This window comes from Clostridium sp. NkU-1 (assembly GCA_001312405.1).
The window spans coordinates 1-16690 of sequence record BBDR01000030.1; the positions used below are offsets into that span (position 1 = coordinate 1).

Here is a 16690-nt window from a genome sequence, read left to right on the forward strand (position 1 = left end):
ATATGAACCGATAAGCTATAGGTAATTATTGATCCTGTGAAAACCCAGTGTTTTAGCGGCCTTCCGGGATCCTTGGGTAAAACTGTAATGTGAAATTCGCCGTGTTTCCGGCGCCTTTTTTTATTTCTTTCGGTCTTTAAGTAGTCTATGTGATCTAAAACATTTCTCAGCATACTGTTTCGAATCATGATATCATCCACTTCCCAGTATACCTCCAATAGATGCTTGATAGAGGGAATAAAGTCTCGCTTGGCTTGTTCTCTGGCAGAGGTGCGGTCTCGTTCGGTCTTTATGCGTTCTTTTTCCTTAAGCAATTCGTTCTTCTGGACTTCAAGGGTTTTATGGCGTTCCTGGAAGATATCAAGAGTGTAGATACCCTGCTCTAAAAGGTCAAAGGTTTTATTTAACTGCTTTTCTGTCTGGCTATATCTCTCCTCAATGCTATGAAGGGAGTTTTGTAATACGGCTAGTGTGGTTTCGCTTTCCTTTCCGGATTCCTCCGGCCAGTCTAATTCATATTCTGGGATCCATTCCTTTAAGCCTTCAATGACCTGTTCTTCAATCAGGGAAAGGGGGGATGAGATATTGTTGCATTTACTGTTTGGACAGCGCAGGACGGCGTAGCGAAGCTTGGTGTTGCTGGGCTGCCTGGTCATTAAGGTTCCGCATTTGGAACAGTATACCAGTCCGGAAAGGGGATTTTGCAAGGTGGTGTTGGTGTTGATCGGGAGAGGCTTACCCGCTTTAATCTTCTGAACCAGGTTATACTTTTCTTCAGGTATAATAGGTGCGAAGCGTCCACGGACCTTTTCGCAATTAGCGTCTTTGGGTCTGGTTTCAATGATTTTCCCATCCAGCATTTGCCTTTGGATTTTACGCCATTGCCACCGCTGGTATCCGCAGTAGGTTGGGTTGCTTAATATGTCAATAATGGAAGAGGCTGACCAGGGTTTTTCACTCCGGGAAGGTATACACAGCTCATTCAGCCGGTCACGGATTTGGTAGGAGCCGAATGGAGCATAGCTGCCGTCCTCCTGTAGCTCGCCGGTGGTATAGAGATCATAGATATATTCAATGATCCTGGCTTCCTCCTGGACAATCTCCAGAGTATAACCCTTGTCTCCCTTATGTTTAACTTTTTCGTAGCCATAAGGTGCTGTCCCGGCTATGTACCAGCCGTCCCGAAAGGCGGCGATACGGCCCCTTTGGATTCTTCGGTTAATGGTTTTATATTCTCGGCGGGACATAAAGAGATTGAACTCAAAATATTCCTCATCAAATTCATCAGAAGGGTCGTAGGTTTTTAGGGGCGTGACGATCTTGGTGTTGCTAAATTTAAAAGCTTCTGCCACGGTTCCTTGGTCCTTGGTGTCACCTCTAGCCAGACGCTCAACCTCCATTACGAGGACGCCTTCCCACATCCCTTGCATGACTTCTAATAGGACTTGCTGCATCTTAGGGCGGGCGGAAATGGTTTCTCCGGAAACCAGTTCTTTATATATGGCGCCGACTTCAAGTCTCATTTTTATTGCCAACTCAGTTAATAACTGTTCATGTCGAGCCAAGGTTTCGCCTTCGCCACGTGCTTCAGCTTCTTTGTCAGCACGGCTTTTACGTAAATACATGAGATATGACATAGGTAAGCTCCTTTCAATCTATTTTATGGAAGTAGTTCTCTCTTAATTCTGAGTTAAGGTATAAAAAATACGCCCTCTTGTCAGGACGTTCCGAAAATGATATAATTCCATTGTCGAGATGGATATATCTTCCCTGAAGCCCGGTGAGAGAAAATCTATTTAAAGCCGTTTGGTGTTACCAGCACCGGGCGGTTTTTGTATTATGAGGATTCTATTTGCTTAAATCAGTTACACTTACAATATTTTCATTCCCTGAATCAACTCCAGGGGTAGTATCAATTACTTGTGATTCTCTCCAAATGTATAGTGCTGCTTTAGCTGATTCTCCTCTGCTGATGGCATCCATGTTTTTTCTTATAATCTTCTTGCGATTGCTCCGTGGTCTGAGTTGGATTTTGGCAGACTCCATTTTGATCAAAGTGGTAAGTTATACCGTTTTCAATGTAATCTTCTGTTCTTGCGTCACCTGATGGATTCATGTAATACCATTTTCCCCCCACGGTACTTACCCAGCCTGTAAGCATATAACCATTTGAATCAAAGCAGTACCATTTTCCATTCTCTTGAATCCATGAATTGACTTGATAGCTCCCGTCATCATTCTGATACCACCAACCATTTGTATCTTGTTTCCATTCTCCGGCAAAGACTGCCGTGCTCATAACCGCCGAAACAATTGCGGTTGTAATTAATAATTTTACCTTTCTCATTTCATTCCCTCCATGATTATATTATTAAAAAGCCATAGGCTATTTAACATTAATTTGCTAAATTATGCATTAGTCAATCAATTTGCATACATTGAATGGTTCGAAAAAAAATTATGTATTCATCTTTTTGAATGCCGAGGCCATACTTTGAGCGGTAACAATCTATGGCTTCTTGAAGAAAAGGCTCTGTTATATTTAGGTGTTCAGCGATCTCGTAACGATTGCGGCAACCGGCTTTCTTAGCGGAAATGATTTTTTTCTATTGTAATCATTTTATCATAAGCAGAGCCTTGCGTGGCATTCTTGTTTTTTATTTCCATCTAAAGTCTGATCAAGAATATTGCCAACACTTGTATAATAGTGTCCCAGCTCTTCTGAAAGGACGCAGGCCTTTTCTGAATATGTAGACAAGCATTTGCTCAGCCCGATCACGTCTCCATTGATAAGACCAGATGCCTGGGACTCAAACTCTAAATTTTCAATAACATAGATTCCTTCTGAATCAGCTTCGTTCAGTAGTTCTTCATACTCCATTTTTAAACACTTCCCCGAATAAATTGTATTTTATTGTTTTCCTGGCCTCTTTAGCTTGGCTAGGTCACGCTTGGTTTTTTTCAGTTCTCCTGGTTCTGTGATGGTATCATTATGGGCGGCTACAGGGAGAAGGTGTGGTTTACTCTTTTCTGGCATTACCATTGAAACCTCTAAGCGTTCAGCATTGCAACGATTGTATTCCATTTCCAGGACTGTGTCTACGGTGTGCTTGCCTTTATCATCTAATGAGCGGTATTTATGTAGAAGGGTTTGCTCTGATTGATTAATTTGTAGTTGCGATTGTACTTGTGATTCTTCTTTCCACCCCATGAGGTAGGACGCAGATGTGTTTAACGCATTAGCAAATTCAACCACCTTGCTTTGAACGATATCGTTAGTACCGTTTTCTATTTTGGCGATAGTCGATTTGTTCTTATAACCAAGTTTCGCTGCTAATTCCTCTTGTGTTATACCAAGAGCTTCCCTTTTTTTCACGTATTCTTTTCCCGATATCCGCCATGATTTCCCATCCATTTCTGCATTGATATCATAAATATAGCACATAGTTTATTTAAAATCAATTATTTTTGTGAAAATATAAAAAAACAGTTGACTTTAAATCATCAAAATGATATAGTGTGGATAGATGATTTAAAATCATCAAAGCGAGGAGGTGATATCTTGACCAACACAGAACTTCTAAGGAGTTTAATTTCGGGAAAAGGACTGAAGATGAAATATGTCGCAGATTATTTAGGGCTTTCCTCTTATGGTTTCCAGCTAAAATTGGAAAATAGGCAGGAATTTAAAACTAGTGAAGTTTCCGCCCTTTGTGAGCTACTGGGTATTAAGTCCTTAAAGGAGAAAGAAGATATTTTTTTTGTCAAATAGATGATTTAAAATCATCAAAAAGCAATAGGCTCAGATAGGAGACAATCAGAATAAAAGAGATGAACCATTGACATGGACAAGCATTAAAAAAAGAGGAGGCGAGAGAGGATGGAGAAGAAAGATATTGAGAATATTCACATAAGAGTCCCGGTTAACAAAATAGTTTTCCAAGACCCTTATGAACAATCAAAATATGAAAGGTTGCTAATTACTGATCCTCAGATAGCTATTAGTTATCTTGAAGAAATCTTCAATGATTCAGGAATATCTATATCATTTGAAAAGATCATTTAAAAGTTCTGACATATTGACATAAGTGTGGGATTCTCTGCCGGTTTTTGATTTTTTTGATAAAGTTAGTACCCACTTTTCTTGTGTGAAATTATCAATTCTTTTAAGAGCTTGTTCTATTTCTGCTCTCACAGAATTGAGTTGCTGCTGGTCTTCATCTACAAAGCCAAGAGTTACATGTGATTGAGTAGATACACCGGTACGTATTAGTGAAATATTATAAAAGTCTTTGTTAACTTGTACTGTATCCAAATCAAAAACGAAGTACGACCCCATATACTTCGATGCGGAAGTGTCGTGTGACAGTTTAATTGACAGGTCCTTATATGTTGCAATAATTACGTTACCGTTCTCATTGACTGAAAAACCGTTTGATTTAAAGTAAGCTGAAAAATCATTTTTTTACTTGTTGAACTGTTTCATTGATTTTTTTCATCAATCATCAGGGATAACCTAGCATCAACATCTTTTTTAACCGTATTGAGTTCAGCCAATTCTTTCATGAGTTTAATATTCATTTTTTAACCCTCCTTTCCTTCGTACTCAGCTCTGGCAGGAGCCTGTAAGTACAGTATAAAGAGCATTGGAAGAAATTACAAGAAAGGAATGGTGATATATATAGAGATTACGTATTCATGTAAGTCCTGCCGGTACCGCAATCGTTGCCCAGATCGGAGCAGGCGGTATACCTGCAAAGACTATAAACGAAAAACAAGGAAAGGTGTACAAACTATGCCACATAAAATCAGTTAGAAAGGGGTGGTGACATGGCAAGTAAGCCGGTAAAGGAAATCAAGAAGGGGGCTACGACCTTTATCTTCTATGATGATTACTGCAAAGATACGACACCTGAAGAGGCTGAGGCTATTTCAAAGCAAATTGCAAAGATGGTTTTGCCGGCATTGAGGGCATCTTATTTACATAAAGAGGAATCCGGCTGAGGCCGGAACCAGTGGACAAGCCCAGAAAGGAGGAATTTCATGCAAAAGCACTATGACAACTTGGATGATTACACCGACACCCGCCCATCACGCTTGATGGAGTTTACGAAGTGGTTTCTGCCGGCAGTCATCTTTGTAGCCTGTGTGATTGTGATTTTGGGAACATGCGGGCATTTAGAAGCTTTGTAGGAGGAGGTGAAGGCTGATGGATAAAGATTATTTGGACTACTATTTAAAAGAACTGAGTAACCGGAAGGGAACACCTTACGCTATGGCGAATGAAGCATTAGCGGATGATTTTTTTCCGTATGTTCAAGCAGAGTTTCCGGAGGCAATCATGGTAAAGCAGGGAATCGGCCAATACATTGTAGTGACTAAGCGGGCCAGAACTGCACTGCTCAAACGGTTTCAGGTTTCTAAACTGGAACACGAAAAAGCAATTTCAGAAATTGATGGAGTCATACAGACTCTAAAAACAGAAACCCCAGGAGCGGCAACTCCCAGGGAATCAAAGTAACTCGTAAATATTTACATCTTTATTATAGGGAATCTATCGGAGGAAATCAAGATGGAAAAATTATATGTAATCGCAGAGGAATATAAAGTCTTTGAAGAACTGTGCTATGCAGAGGATATTGATCCGCAGATTATGAAGGATACGCTGGAGGCTATCTTCGGAGAATTTGAAGAAAAATCGGACAACCTTGCCAAGATACATATGGAGATTCAGTCCAGTATTAAAGCCATTGAAGCGGAAATGGACAGGCTTAATGCAAGGGCAAAGCAGCTGGAAGGAAAGGATAGATGGATCAAGGAGTATCTCATGGAAAACATGCGCTACACCGGTAAAGAGAAGTTCAAAACAGCCCTTTTCAGCTATTCAATCTGCAAGAATGGCGGAGCAGAGCCTTTGGTTATTGATGGAACCGTGGAGGATATTCCACCTAAGTATACCATTCCGCAGCCGCCAGTGGTGAATAAGGAAGCGGTTCGTCAGCTTCTTTCAGAGAAACAGGTTGACTGGGCTCACTTTGAACCCCGTGGAGAGCATTTGCGGATCCGATGAGCATGGACAGGCTGCCAGATACTTCCGGTTCGGAGATATCGCCTTACCGGATGGCGCAGCTCGTTAAGGTATCATCAAAGATCACGGATTTAATGGTAAGCAATATATGGCAGCTTTCCTATGATGAACTGAACATTGTGCTTGATCTTGTCCGAATGGCAGCCGAGCGAGGCCATGAAGGCAGATAGAAGGGAGAATTATGTTTTTAAAAACTGGTGAATTAAAAAAAGATGATGAAGGCCGCTCTTAAGAGTGGCGGCCTGTATGTTGGAAATATGAATGGAGGCTATTTGGTCCATGCTGGGACATGGGGCTTATGTACGGATATCTTGTACGCCTCTAATAAATTTAAGGCGGCACTTATGGAGCTGATCGGAGATATCCCGGAGTCTGGAGAGTATTATAAATATTCGCATCAAAATGGGGAAGTGGTTCAGGATTCCCAATCTGAATATCCGGACGTTTATGAATTATGGAAAGAAGCCAAGGATTACGCCGCTTATGTTCCAATCAATCTCTGCTCTTGGCCACACGCCTTTATCGTGCTGCAGGTCCGTAGTGATCTTAGTTATAAGGTGGCAGATAAGAGTCTGACGGCTGATGTTATCAGCAGCAAGGAACTGGAGACAACGGTGGAGAGTATGCCCGGAAGACCCAATTATAACGCAGGAATCCTGTACTGGAAGAATGATACCACCATTTACTGGGTACATACGACGGAGCCGGGGGAGAGAGCTAGAGAAGCGCTTTTTCCAAGCATGGAGAGACTGGACTTCTTTCAGACGGATTGGCGCATAAGGGAAGATAACGAACCGGATCAGGAAGCAGACTTTGAAGAAAAGCTGCCATATTAAGGAGGATTGACATGGCGATACCAGTATTAATTATCGGTCGGAGTGGTACCGGCAAAAGTGCAAGTTTAAGAAATTGTGCAGGAAAGGATTTTGCAATGTTTAACGTCCTTAACAAGCCCCTGCCATTTAAAGGGAGGGTTCCTTCCATCAATACGGATGACTATGCGGTGATCATGAAGTCCATTTCAGGAGCTTCTCAGCGATCGTTAGTAATTGACGATGCAGGATACCTGATTACAAATCAGTTTATGCGTGGGCACAGTAACGCTGGAAAAGGAAATGGAGTATTTGCCTTATACAATGATTTGGGAGACCGATTCTGGTCATTGGTTCAGCACGTGGTGCAGCTGAAAGAGCAGGATAAGATTGTGTATTTCTTCATGCATGAAGATAAGGACGATATGGGCGACGTTAGGCCGAAGACTATTGGAAAGCTGCTTGACGAAAAGGTTTGCGTGGAAGGCATGTTTACCATTGTTTTGCGTTGCGTTATTGATGGAGACGAACATAAATTTATTACCCAATCAGTAAACGGGGCCGTTAGTAAGTCCCCCATGGGAATGTTTGATGATCTGGCGATTGATAACGATCTCCTTATGGTTGATCACACAATTAGAGAATATTACGGAATTCCAAACCCAAAGAATGTAAACAAGGAGGATTCAAAACATGATTAAGAAACCAGCAGGATATGACGAGGCTCAGGCCTACACAGGGGAGTCTGTACAGCTCCCAAAGGGGAAATATATTTGTTCTATTGTTCAGGTAGCTACACAGACTTCTCAGAATGGCAATGAGCAGTTTGTAATACTTTTCGATATTGCCGAAGGGGAGCACAAGGATTTTTATAAAAAAATGTTTGAAGCAGCCAAAGCACAAAATGGGAAAAACGCCAAATGGAAAGGTGTATTCAAGCAGAACATGGACGGTAAAGGAACGTCATGGTTAAAAGGAATCATTACCAGCATTGAACGTTCTAACAATTTTACCTTCCAGTGGGACAAGGAAGGTAATGAGAAGATGCTTGCGGGCAAAAAGTTTGGAGGGATTTTCCGCCGCCGGCAGTTTAAAGCTGATGATGGAACCACGCCTTTTGTTACAGAGTTATGGAGGATCCGTAGCGTAGCCGGGCTTAATGAAGCAGAAATTCCGGAAGACGAGCTTCTTCCCGTAGAAGCCAGAGTGGCAGCCGCCCAAGCCCCGCAGATGCGGCACCTCCATCATTTACTGATGGTGATGGCTTTATGAGCATTCCGGAAGGAGCCGGTGATGAGGGAATTCCATTCATGTGACCCGGAGCTATTCCATAAAGTAAAGGAATCTGTGTCCATGCAGGCCGTTGCAGAGTATTACGGTCTTCAGGTGAATAAAAAGGGGCTGTGCTTATGCCCCTTTCACCAGGACAAGGATCCTAGCATGAAGATATATCCCAATGGAAAAGGATTTTACTGCTTTACCTGTGGTACCGGTGGGGACCAGATAAAGTTTGCCGCCTTGTATCAAGGAATCCGTAATGAGGAAGCGGCAAAGGAGCTGGCTGCTGCTTTTCGTGTTCCAGTAACAGTACCGGTTACATACAGGGAGAAGCGAGAGGCAGAACGTAAGCAAAAGCGGCGACAGAATGTTGCTGCTTTTGCTAAAAGGGCAAAGCTGTATGTCCAGATGTACCGGATCCTGCTCTGTGAAGCAATCCATGAGAAAAATGAGCATTTTGCAGAAGCCCTGCAGAACATTACATACATAGAATATTTGCTTGAAAATCTGGAAGAATGTCCAGAAGAAGTTTATGGCGACAAGAAGGCGGTGATAAAAATTGGAGAAATCGAAGGACGAATTAATAACTGGTATGTACGAACTGAGCCAGACGGATCCATTTCCCGATGAAGTCTTTTATCAGATTTTCGAAATAGAAGACAATGTTGAAAGAACCCAGTACATAGAGGCTTTGCGGAATGCGGCCAGGAAATTAAAGCGTGCAACAGAATTTAACAACGTATATAAGTCCTTCGTTCTTGACTATGCCCAGCGTCAGAAACAGGACGGTCAGAAGACGAAATTTACCGATCAGCCGCTGGAACTGATATGCGGGGAATGGACGGCCAATGACTTAGGGGTGAGGGCAATCCGGTATGACAAAAACGCAATGCCGGTGCCGGCCCATGCCTGCAGCCATCCGATCCTGCCCATAGAGATCCTGAAAAATGTGGATACGGCAGAGGAGAGAATCACCCTGGCCTATTTCAAGTCCGCATCCTGGCAGAGTATTACTGTGGATCGTAGTGTTTGCGCCAATACCAATAAAATCGTGGACGCTCTCAGTCAGTACGGAATTGAAGTAACTTCGGATAATGCAAAGAATCTGGTCCGTTATATCTCTGACTGTGTGGGACTTAATCCCCTTACTCTTAATCCCAAGAAATCAATCAACCGCCTGGGGTGGGTGGGCTCCTTCTTTACTCCTTATGCAGAGGATATCCGCTATGAGGGGGATATGGACTATGAAGCGATTTTTCGGAACGTGAGAGAAAACGGAAGCTTTGATACTTGGAAAGAACTATGCGCCGGACTAAGGAAGAATCTCCCACTACGCATGATGATGGCCGTCAGTTTTGCTTCTGTACTTCTAGAGCCACTTAAGGTCCTTCCCTTTGTCCTTCATATATGGGGGACAACGGGAACCTGTAAGACGGTTGCTCTAATGGTTGCTATGAGTATCTGGGGCAATCCTAAGATGGGCGGGCTCGTAAAGACCATGAACATGACAAAAAAACGCCATTATGAGAAACGCCGCCTTTTTATGCTCTATTCCTTTTGCAGGGGATGAGCTTCAAACCATTAAGGATAAATGGCAGGGTAATTTTGATCAGTTGATTTACCAGATCACGGAAGGCGTGGACCGTGGCAGGGCTAAAGCTTATGGGGGCGTAGAGGATACAAAGACCTGGAAGAACAGCTTTATCTTCACTGGTGAGGAGCCGATCACAAAGGCCAACTCTGGTGGAGGGTCTAAAAACCGTGTCATTGAGGTAGCGATAGATGGGCCCCTGGTAGATGATGGCCATTATGTTAGTAGTGTCGTGCAGGAGCACTATGGATTTGCTGGCCGCAGGCTAGTGGAGTACATACAGGGAATTGAGACAGGAGAACTGATTGAGCGATACAGGGAACTGTTTGAGGAACTTTGCAAATTCGATACTACGGATAAGCAAGCTATGGCCATGGCATGTCTTATGTTGGCTGATGAACTGGCCGTAAAACTGTTTTTTCAAGATGAAGAATACCTGTCTGTGCAGGATGTGAAGAAATACTTGCAAAGTTCAGTAGATGTAGATGTGGCTGAAAGGGCCTATCAATCGGTTCTTAACTGGGCGGCTAAAAATCCAGTCAGATTTGAAGATCCCAAGGCTGATAATTCTCCTAATAAAGGTGAAGCGTGGGGGAAGATTGACGGGGAAGTCATGGTCATTAATAGGGATGTTTTGCTTGACTATCTGAACCAAAATGGTTTTGATTACACCGCAGTTAGTAAAAAAATGGTCTGAAAAAGGATATTTAGTCAGGAACACACAGGGAAAATTCATTCATAGCACAAAAGTTTATGGAATTAAATCCAGCTATATAAAATTCAATCTCCCGCAAGACGATGATAACACAGATTCGGATGGATTTATGGCTGTTGATGAAGGTCAAGGGACATTACCGTTTGTTTAAGGGGGTCTAACCTGTCTAACCTTGGCTCAAATCATAGTTAGCCAGTAGGAAACCGCATAAAATAAGGCTTTTATATATACAGTCTAACCTGTCTAACTAGTCTAACCTATTTAATAGGTCTCGTAGCGCGAGGGAAAATTGATAAGAACGAATTTTGCTTTAAATATATACAGTTATGCAACCGGATTTTGGGTTAGACGGTTAGCCCCCATGTAGAAACAAGGGTTTACAGGCTGTTTTTAGGCCGAAACGCGGTTAGTTTAGTCCTGAAAAAGGTTAGACCGGAAAGGAAATGGTGGTAATTTGAATAAAATCAGTGCGATTGAATTTCTCATGCAGGATGCAAAAGGGGAATTTGAAAAGATAGAAAACTATAGAGAGGTACTTGATTCCGGAGACCAGAAAAAGATCTGGGACCTGCAAAGACCCTCCAGACAACGAATCAAAGATGATCTAAAGATGGTACGGCGATTATCACTGGAACTTGAAAAGGAGGCCGAGATCTTATGGTAAGCAATAAGAAAGCAGGATCAGACTTTGAAAGAGAGTTTGCGGAGCTGTTGGCAGGTAAAGGATTCTGGGTTCATATGTTTCAGGATAACAAAAATGGACAGCCCTGTGACGTAGTGGCGGCTCGGAATGGGATTACATACCTCTTTGATTGCAAGAACTGTGAAAAGGATTATTTCCTTCTTAGCAGAATGGAAGAGAACCAGTACAATGCTATGCATCTGTTTGAACTGACTGGTAATGAGAAGGGGAAATTTGCTTTACGATTCAGCAATCAGACAATTTATCTGATTGATTATGACCTGATCAAACATCTTCAGGGCAAAGGAATTAAGCAGATTGATGAACCAGTATGCAAAAGATATGGCAGTAACATTGATATCTGGTTGGAAAACCTTCCGGAAAGTGTAGGTGATGGGAATGCAGATAGTGATTGGCAGTGAGATGCGGATAACAGATGCCCCGAAGGCTCTGTTTGACTGGTGCAGTGAAAATCTAGTACTGCCCAATCCGGAATACGCCAATCGTTCACGCCGGGGGCTATGGTTGGTAATACACCGAAATATTTATGGCTATACCGGGTGGAAGGCAATGAGTTGATTGTACCGGTTGGAGTGGGAAAAAAGGTTAAGGAGTTCAAAGAGGAGAATACTCTAATCAATCAAGATTTGGCGGATAACGGACTTTTAAGCTTTGATGGAACAATTCCTCTGTATGACTATCAAGAGCCGGCAGTGATGGAAATGAGCTGTCAGAGTTGTGGAATTCTTCAAAGTCCTTGCGGATCCGGAAAGACCCAGATGGGAATAGCACTGGCAGCCAAATTATCAAGGCGGACACTGTGGATCACACACACTCAGGACCTTCTTACCCAGTCTTATGAAAGGGCTGCACAGTACTTTGATAAAAGGACCCTGGGAAAGATTACGGCAGGAAAGGTGCATATTGGCAGTCACATTACTTTTGCCACCGTGCAGACACTCTGTAAGCTGGACCTGGACAAGTACCGGTATTCCTGGGATGTGATTATCGTAGACGAGTGTCATCGTCTTGCCGGGACCCCTTCTAAGGTGACTATGTTCTATAAAGTTATGAACAGCCTGGCTGCCCGGCATAAATACGGATTATCAGCAACGGTTCATCGGTCGGACGGACTGATTCAAAGTACCTTTGCTGTGATCGGAGAAATTGCCTACAGGGTTCCGGAGGAGGCTGTGCTGATAAGACCATGCAGGTGCGGATCAGTCAGAGGAATACAGGAATAAAGGTGAATCGGGAATGTTTGGACACGGATGGAACTCTTGCTTTTATGAAGCTGATTCCATATCTGACTGGGAGCGGTCCAAGGAATGAAATTATTGTTAAGGATTTGAAAAGTAATGGAGAGCATTTTAACCTGATCCTTTCGGATCGACTGGAGCATTTGCAGATATTAAGAAATATGCTGCCTGCGGAGCTTAAAGGAGCCAGTGTCATGATCGATGGCAGTATGACCAGTAAGAATGCCAGGGCAGAACGGGAGCGGGCTATTGAAGACATGAGGAATGGAAAGAAGCATTTTCTATTCGCAACCTTTAGTCTGGCTAAAGAAGGCTTGGATATCCCTTGCCTTGACCGGCTGTATATGACTCTTCCTAAAAAGGATTATGCCGTTGTTACCCAGAGTGTAGGAAGGATAGCCAGAGTGTTTTCAGGGAAGGAAGATGCTGTTTGTTATGACTATGTGGATGATATCCAGTTTTGTGAGAATCAGTGGAAGCGGCGCCGGGCTCATTACAGAAAGGCAGGGTGTATTTTATGAGTGTACGAACTGAAGAAGCAGCTGCATGGTAAAAGGTGTCTTCTGTGATGCTTATATTTTTTTATCAGAAATATCATGGGAAACCCATGGAGCCAGGTTTATGGAATTCTGCTACAACAGATTTTGGTCAGATCATGAAAAAATATAACGGAGCCCCAATATGCGGGAGGATTATGCTTGCAACGTTTACCCAGCTTGAAGAAGAAAAGAATGGGAGGTGCGACAATGCCAGCTAAAAGAAAAGACAGTGCTCCTCAGCAGGAAAAGATTTATCTCTGCTCTATCTGCGGCAAGGAAATCCATGGGGAACACGTGTACATAGAAACCAAGAGACGAAGTAAGTCGCACATACATTTTGAGTGTATGCCGGGAAACAGTAAAAGTTAATATCTAGAAAGGAGGCCGGAGCGGTGGCCACCGTGACAGGATATCCTGGCTCCTTTCAAAATGAGAGATTTAATAATAGACTGCTTTGCCGGTGGCGGTGGAGCAAGCGTTGGAATAGAAATGGCTTTGGGTCGCCCGGTGGATATTGCTATCAATCATAATCCACAAGCTATCAGGATGCACAAAACGAATCACCCTGATACATTGCATTTGACAGAAGATATTTTCAAGGTTGATTTGCAAAAGTATGTAAAAGGCCGTCATGTGTCTTTGATGTGGGCTAGTCCGGACTGTACCAGTCACAGTAAGGCAAAGGGCGGCAAGCCGCGGGAAAAAGGCTTAAGAATTCTTCCATGGGCAGTATATAAACATGCGAAAGCAATTCTGCCAGATGTGATACTGATGGAGAATGTTGAGGAGATCCAACAGTGGGGACCTTTGGATAAACAGGGTTATCCCATAAAGGAGCGTAAAGGAGAAGATTACCAGAAGTTTATTACCGCAATGAAGTCCCTCAGATATGTATTTGATAGCCGGGAACTGGTAGCTGCAGATTACGGAGCGCCTACCACAAGAAAACGGTGGTATGCAGTCTTTCGCAGAGACGGGCTGCCAATTGTCTGGCCGGAGCCTACGCACAATAAAAACGGTACAGATGGATTAAAGAAGTGGGAACCTATTTGGAAATACCTGGATTTAACAGATTTAGGTAAATCCATCTTTGGCAGAAAGAAGCCACTGGCAGATAAGACGATGAACCGGATCGCCAGGGGATTGGATAAATTTGTTTTTAATTGCCCGGAACCGTTTATTGTTCAGGTGAATCATGGGGGAGATAACTTCCGGGGACAGAGCATACATGAGCCTATGCCCACCATAACGCAGAAGCATGGCTTTGGAACTGTGACACCGTACATTATGCAGATAGGGCAGACTGGATTTTGTACAGATCGCAATCGTTCAGTAGAAGATCCATTGAGTACAGTAGTTACAAAAAATGAACATTGCCTGATATCGCCAGTTATCACACCCTTCATTGAAAAATCTTATGGAGGCAATTACAGGGGAGCGGGCAGTAGTTTGAATGATCCGATACACACCATTACAACGGTTGACCATAATCATGTAGTCGCACCACTTTTAATCCAGTATCATTCTGAAACATCAAAGTCTAACGTGAGAGGACAGTCGGTTGATGAACCTATAATGACACTAGATACCAGTAACCGTTATGGCTTGGTGGCGGCTTTCCTTACAAAATTCTATAAATCGGGAATAGGTCAGCCTTTATGGGAACCGATACATACAATCACAACCAGTCCTGGGCATTTTGGACAAGTCAGTATTCTTGCAATCAGCAAGGAAGAACTGTTGAAGAATGGTGTTGATGAAGAAACAGCACAGAAATGCACCTGGGTAAGCCAGTTTATCATTAAATACTACGGTGGTGATGTGTCTGGTGTAAGTTTGGAGGAACCGCTTCATACGATTGTGACAAAGGACAGATTTGCCCTGGTTACGGTCCTTGGAAATGAGTATGTGATTCTGGATATTTTTCTCCGTATGCTAAAAGCTGAGCCGGAATTGAAGCTGGGCCAGGGGTTCCCAGGAGATTATATTATTGATCATGATTATGAGGGAAAGAAATATCCGGTATCTGAACAGGTGGCACGCATTGGGAACAGCGTTGTCCCCATTGTAGCTGAAGCATTGGTTATGGCGAATTGTCCTTACCTTAAAATTGGAGAACGAATGGCGAACATGAGGATTGATGATAGTCAGGAGCAGCTTAGATTTGCTTAGTAAAACCTGTGTTTAATATAGCACCAAGTGTGTCGCTTAGTGCTATAAAAAGGTGGATTCCGAATAGCCAAATTGTTGAGAAGTATATTCTCCGTTTGAAAATTTTATCCCGACACAGAATGTATTAGGTTGCTTGTTTGTTAATAACTATCAATAAAATTCAGAATCCATTCGTCACTTATTGACGAATCAATTTGGCTGGACGATAAACAAAAATTTTGCTAATGTTTATCACCTCCAAAAGTATATTACCAAATTTTAAATTGAAGAGCAAGAACGATATACACTTAATTAGTGGTCAATTAGGATTAAGCTGGACTTAAAGACACCGACTATAATATTACGTTATTCATTTACCATATTTATTTTGATAATTTCTTAATTACTGATCTTGCTTTTTTATTATATAAATTGTTTTTGTTAGCAGCGATGGGTTTTAAACCGCTGATATATGCTTTTTTTATTGAACCAAAGAGAGTTTTTTTCCTAGACATGACAGAACCTCCGATTTTTTTATAGTGTGATATTAAATATAATATGTTCAATATAAGCAGGAAATGTACAAATCGTAACAAAAAAAGAAAGGAGCCGCAAACCCCACAAAAAAAAGGCGAAGGGCTCTTTAAAAAAGAAATATTGTTCTTTGATAATTGAATATTGATAGTTGGTAAAATATGTATTATGATTACAATAAACTTGAAAGGAGTATTAATTATGTTGGACATAGAGTCGGTTTGTGATTGGTTAAAAGTAACATTAAAAGCGGAAAAGGTCGAATATGTTAATGATACAAGATACCCAAATGCATCAGAGTTCCTGCGTATGTTTGATGCCAAATTTAAATCAGGTGAGATTCTTGAAATTAAATTTAATGAAATACAAAAATGTTTTTATTTTAAAAAAGACAATGTTTGGGTTCGCCAAGAAGGTTTAATATTAGAAATGTGAAAACAAGTTTTTTTGTGACATAAACCAACTATCAATATTCGGTAGTTGGTTTTTTGTTGCTTAAAAGGAGGGACACATTGAGAAAATCACCAAAAGAGCGCCGGAATCAGTATGTGCAAGCGCAGAGGATCACCACGGCAGAGTCAGCTATAGCAGTAAAGGCACCGCCTGCCATGACCTTCTCAGCAACACATCCGGCTTATACATATACAAGTTTGTGTTCAGATCGGGGGCTGCGGGAGCCGCCGAGGCAGAGAAAGAAGGTGGATTATGGCATTTGAAAATTTGTATGCGGCGTATGATGCTGGGAAACTGCTAGGAGAACGTACTTCCAAGGAATGGGAGGTGGCACTGTCCATACCCCGGCAGACCATAAGGGATTATGCACGTGAGAAGAGGGCCTATGGTGGCCGGTATACGTTTAGGCTGGCGGGGACAGGCGTACCCGGTGAAGCCGAAGCCAGCCAGGAGGATCCAGAAATTACGGCACGGGATATAGAGGAATTTAAGCGGTCTTTAAGGATTGGAGCCCGATTTGTCTATGAGAGTTTCCGAAAGGATTTCGTCCGGGGGACGCGGATTACATCAGAAAAGGTTGTTGTAGTG

The 16690-nt window shown here is 42.5% G+C and carries 26 protein-coding genes; 21 read left to right on the forward strand and 5 right to left on the reverse strand.

The window, feature by feature from the left end:
• From JCM10519_RS24120 to JCM10519_RS24135, 4 genes are all read right to left on the reverse strand, one after another.
• Positions 1 to 1637: recombinase family protein (locus tag JCM10519_RS24120; RefSeq protein ID WP_054742480.1), on the reverse strand; the 1637-nt coding region annotated here is incomplete at its 3' end.
• Between the two features lie 314 nt (positions 1638 to 1951).
• Positions 1952 to 2347: a hypothetical protein gene (locus JCM10519_RS24125; RefSeq protein ID WP_054742482.1), complete on the reverse strand. Its 396-nt coding sequence runs from the start codon at positions 2345 to 2347 to the stop codon at positions 1952 to 1954.
• Between the two features lie 276 nt (positions 2348 to 2623).
• Positions 2624 to 2881, reverse strand: coding sequence for a hypothetical protein (locus JCM10519_RS24130; protein ID WP_054742484.1), 258 nt, complete (start codon positions 2879 to 2881; stop codon positions 2624 to 2626).
• Between the two features lie 30 nt (positions 2882 to 2911).
• Complete coding sequence (locus JCM10519_RS24135) at positions 2912 to 3376, reverse strand: helix-turn-helix transcriptional regulator (RefSeq protein WP_347845356.1); 465 nt, start codon at positions 3374 to 3376, stop codon at positions 2912 to 2914.
• A 186-nt stretch (positions 3377 to 3562) separates the two neighbouring features.
• Here JCM10519_RS24135 and JCM10519_RS24140 point away from each other — a divergent pair, with 186 nt between their 5' ends.
• The 18 genes from JCM10519_RS24140 (at position 3563) to JCM10519_RS24215 (ending at position 15136) form a co-directional block, all read left to right on the forward strand.
• Positions 3563 to 3772, forward strand: coding sequence for a hypothetical protein (locus JCM10519_RS24140; protein WP_054742488.1), 210 nt, complete (start codon positions 3563 to 3565; stop codon positions 3770 to 3772).
• Positions 3773 to 3880: 108 nt separating this feature from the next.
• Positions 3881 to 4066 carry a hypothetical protein gene (locus JCM10519_RS24145; RefSeq protein ID WP_054742490.1) on the forward strand — a complete coding sequence of 62 codons (186 nt, stop codon included), beginning with the start codon at positions 3881 to 3883 and terminating at the stop codon, positions 4064 to 4066.
• A gap of 764 nt (positions 4067 to 4830) precedes the next feature.
• Positions 4831 to 5004, forward strand: a complete 174-nt coding sequence (locus JCM10519_RS33645; protein WP_347845357.1) for a hypothetical protein — start codon at positions 4831 to 4833, stop codon at positions 5002 to 5004.
• A gap of 205 nt (positions 5005 to 5209) precedes the next feature.
• A complete protein-coding gene (locus tag JCM10519_RS24155; protein WP_054742495.1) occupies positions 5210 to 5521 on the forward strand; it encodes a hypothetical protein in 312 nt (103 codons plus the stop codon).
• A 51-nt stretch (positions 5522 to 5572) separates the two neighbouring features.
• A complete protein-coding gene (locus JCM10519_RS24160; RefSeq protein ID WP_054742497.1) occupies positions 5573 to 6070 on the forward strand; it encodes a siphovirus Gp157 family protein in 498 nt (165 codons plus the stop codon).
• A 2-nt stretch (positions 6071 to 6072) separates the two neighbouring features.
• Complete coding sequence (locus JCM10519_RS24165; protein WP_288830111.1) at positions 6073 to 6258, forward strand: hypothetical protein; 186 nt, start codon at positions 6073 to 6075, stop codon at positions 6256 to 6258.
• Positions 6259 to 6300: 42 nt separating this feature from the next.
• The gene (locus JCM10519_RS24170; protein ID WP_054742500.1) at positions 6301 to 6924 is read left to right on the forward strand and encodes a hypothetical protein; all 624 of its coding nucleotides are present in this window, start codon (positions 6301 to 6303) and stop codon (positions 6922 to 6924) included.
• Between the two features lie 11 nt (positions 6925 to 6935).
• Positions 6936 to 7601, forward strand: a complete 666-nt coding sequence (locus JCM10519_RS24175) for an AAA family ATPase (RefSeq protein ID WP_054742502.1) — start codon at positions 6936 to 6938, stop codon at positions 7599 to 7601.
• Positions 7594 to 8172, forward strand: a complete 579-nt coding sequence (locus tag JCM10519_RS24180; RefSeq protein WP_347845358.1) for a hypothetical protein — start codon at positions 7594 to 7596, stop codon at positions 8170 to 8172. The genes JCM10519_RS24175 and JCM10519_RS24180 overlap by 8 nt, the downstream gene beginning before the upstream one ends.
• A 21-nt stretch (positions 8173 to 8193) precedes the next feature.
• Positions 8194 to 8808 carry a CHC2 zinc finger domain-containing protein gene (locus JCM10519_RS24185; protein WP_054742504.1) on the forward strand — a complete coding sequence of 205 codons (615 nt, stop codon included), beginning with the start codon at positions 8194 to 8196 and terminating at the stop codon, positions 8806 to 8808.
• Entirely contained in the window at positions 8738 to 9748 is a 1011-nt protein-coding gene (locus tag JCM10519_RS33650; RefSeq protein WP_347845359.1) for a DUF927 domain-containing protein, read from the forward strand. Before JCM10519_RS24185 ends, JCM10519_RS33650 begins: the two co-directional genes overlap by 71 nt.
• Positions 9702 to 10466, forward strand: coding sequence for a hypothetical protein (locus JCM10519_RS33655; RefSeq protein WP_347845360.1), 765 nt, complete (start codon positions 9702 to 9704; stop codon positions 10464 to 10466). The genes JCM10519_RS33650 and JCM10519_RS33655 overlap by 47 nt, the downstream gene beginning before the upstream one ends.
• A gap of 472 nt (positions 10467 to 10938) precedes the next feature.
• Entirely contained in the window at positions 10939 to 11148 is a 210-nt protein-coding gene (locus tag JCM10519_RS24195; protein WP_054742506.1) for a hypothetical protein, read from the forward strand.
• Positions 11142 to 11588, forward strand: coding sequence for a Holliday junction resolvase RecU (locus tag JCM10519_RS24200; protein ID WP_054742508.1), 447 nt, complete (start codon positions 11142 to 11144; stop codon positions 11586 to 11588). Before JCM10519_RS24195 ends, JCM10519_RS24200 begins: the two co-directional genes overlap by 7 nt.
• A gap of 99 nt (positions 11589 to 11687) precedes the next feature.
• Entirely contained in the window at positions 11688 to 12410 is a 723-nt protein-coding gene (locus tag JCM10519_RS33660; protein WP_347845361.1) for a DEAD/DEAH box helicase family protein, read from the forward strand.
• A gap of 2 nt (positions 12411 to 12412) precedes the next feature.
• Positions 12413 to 12946 (forward strand): helicase-related protein, encoded by a 534-nt coding sequence (locus tag JCM10519_RS33665; RefSeq protein WP_347845362.1) that lies wholly within the window; start codon positions 12413 to 12415, stop codon positions 12944 to 12946.
• Between the two features lie 47 nt (positions 12947 to 12993).
• Entirely contained in the window at positions 12994 to 13182 is a 189-nt protein-coding gene (locus tag JCM10519_RS24210) for a hypothetical protein (protein ID WP_347845363.1), read from the forward strand.
• A 211-nt stretch (positions 13183 to 13393) separates the two neighbouring features.
• Positions 13394 to 15136: a DNA cytosine methyltransferase gene (locus JCM10519_RS24215; RefSeq protein ID WP_054742512.1), complete on the forward strand. Its 1743-nt coding sequence runs from the start codon at positions 13394 to 13396 to the stop codon at positions 15134 to 15136.
• A 362-nt stretch (positions 15137 to 15498) separates the two neighbouring features.
• Here JCM10519_RS24215 and JCM10519_RS33670 read toward each other — a convergent pair whose 3' ends face one another.
• Positions 15499 to 15630, reverse strand: a complete 132-nt coding sequence (locus tag JCM10519_RS33670) for a hypothetical protein (RefSeq protein ID WP_347845364.1) — start codon at positions 15628 to 15630, stop codon at positions 15499 to 15501.
• Positions 15631 to 15850: 220 nt separating this feature from the next.
• On the opposite strand from JCM10519_RS33670, the gene JCM10519_RS24220 reads away from it, so the two are divergent.
• The 3 genes from JCM10519_RS24220 to JCM10519_RS24230 form a co-directional block, all read left to right on the forward strand.
• Positions 15851 to 16084 carry a hypothetical protein gene (locus tag JCM10519_RS24220; protein ID WP_054742514.1) on the forward strand — a complete coding sequence of 78 codons (234 nt, stop codon included), beginning with the start codon at positions 15851 to 15853 and terminating at the stop codon, positions 16082 to 16084.
• A gap of 77 nt (positions 16085 to 16161) precedes the next feature.
• Positions 16162 to 16365 carry a hypothetical protein gene (locus JCM10519_RS24225; protein ID WP_054742516.1) on the forward strand — a complete coding sequence of 68 codons (204 nt, stop codon included), beginning with the start codon at positions 16162 to 16164 and terminating at the stop codon, positions 16363 to 16365.
• The coding region (locus tag JCM10519_RS24230; RefSeq protein ID WP_054742518.1) for a hypothetical protein at positions 16355 to 16690 on the forward strand (336 nt) is incomplete at its 3' end. The genes JCM10519_RS24225 and JCM10519_RS24230, both read left to right, overlap by 11 nt.

Excerpts from the sequence above, each read along its gene's own strand:
- JCM10519_RS24185 (WP_054742504.1), top strand. The coding sequence starts at position 8,194 with ATGAGGGAATTCCATTCATGTGACCCGGAGCTATTCCATAAAGTAAAG.
- JCM10519_RS24130 (WP_054742484.1), bottom strand. The coding sequence starts at position 2,881 with ATGGAGTATGAAGAACTACTGAACGAAGCTGATTCAGAAGGAATCTAT.
- JCM10519_RS33645 (WP_347845357.1), top strand. The coding sequence starts at position 4,831 with ATGGCAAGTAAGCCGGTAAAGGAAATCAAGAAGGGGGCTACGACCTTT.
- JCM10519_RS24210 (WP_347845363.1), top strand. The coding sequence starts at position 12,994 with ATGCTTATATTTTTTTATCAGAAATATCATGGGAAACCCATGGAGCCA.
- JCM10519_RS24165 (WP_288830111.1), top strand. The coding sequence starts at position 6,073 with ATGGACAGGCTGCCAGATACTTCCGGTTCGGAGATATCGCCTTACCGG.
- JCM10519_RS33670 (WP_347845364.1), bottom strand. The coding sequence starts at position 15,630 with ATGTCTAGGAAAAAAACTCTCTTTGGTTCAATAAAAAAAGCATATATC.
- JCM10519_RS24155 (WP_054742495.1), top strand. The coding sequence starts at position 5,210 with ATGGATAAAGATTATTTGGACTACTATTTAAAAGAACTGAGTAACCGG.
- JCM10519_RS24160 (WP_054742497.1), top strand. The coding sequence starts at position 5,573 with ATGGAAAAATTATATGTAATCGCAGAGGAATATAAAGTCTTTGAAGAA.
- JCM10519_RS24175 (WP_054742502.1), top strand. The coding sequence starts at position 6,936 with ATGGCGATACCAGTATTAATTATCGGTCGGAGTGGTACCGGCAAAAGT.
- JCM10519_RS24170 (WP_054742500.1), top strand. The coding sequence starts at position 6,301 with ATGATGAAGGCCGCTCTTAAGAGTGGCGGCCTGTATGTTGGAAATATG.
- JCM10519_RS33655 (WP_347845360.1), top strand. The coding sequence starts at position 9,702 with ATGAGAAACGCCGCCTTTTTATGCTCTATTCCTTTTGCAGGGGATGAG.
- JCM10519_RS24200 (WP_054742508.1), top strand. The coding sequence starts at position 11,142 with ATGGTAAGCAATAAGAAAGCAGGATCAGACTTTGAAAGAGAGTTTGCG.
- JCM10519_RS24145 (WP_054742490.1), top strand. The coding sequence starts at position 3,881 with ATGGAGAAGAAAGATATTGAGAATATTCACATAAGAGTCCCGGTTAAC.
- JCM10519_RS33660 (WP_347845361.1), top strand. The coding sequence starts at position 11,688 with ATGGTTGGTAATACACCGAAATATTTATGGCTATACCGGGTGGAAGGC.
- JCM10519_RS24220 (WP_054742514.1), top strand. The coding sequence starts at position 15,851 with ATGTTGGACATAGAGTCGGTTTGTGATTGGTTAAAAGTAACATTAAAA.
- JCM10519_RS24180 (WP_347845358.1), top strand. The coding sequence starts at position 7,594 with ATGATTAAGAAACCAGCAGGATATGACGAGGCTCAGGCCTACACAGGG.
- JCM10519_RS24215 (WP_054742512.1), top strand. The coding sequence starts at position 13,394 with ATGAGAGATTTAATAATAGACTGCTTTGCCGGTGGCGGTGGAGCAAGC.
- JCM10519_RS24125 (WP_054742482.1), bottom strand. The coding sequence starts at position 2,347 with ATGAGAAAGGTAAAATTATTAATTACAACCGCAATTGTTTCGGCGGTT.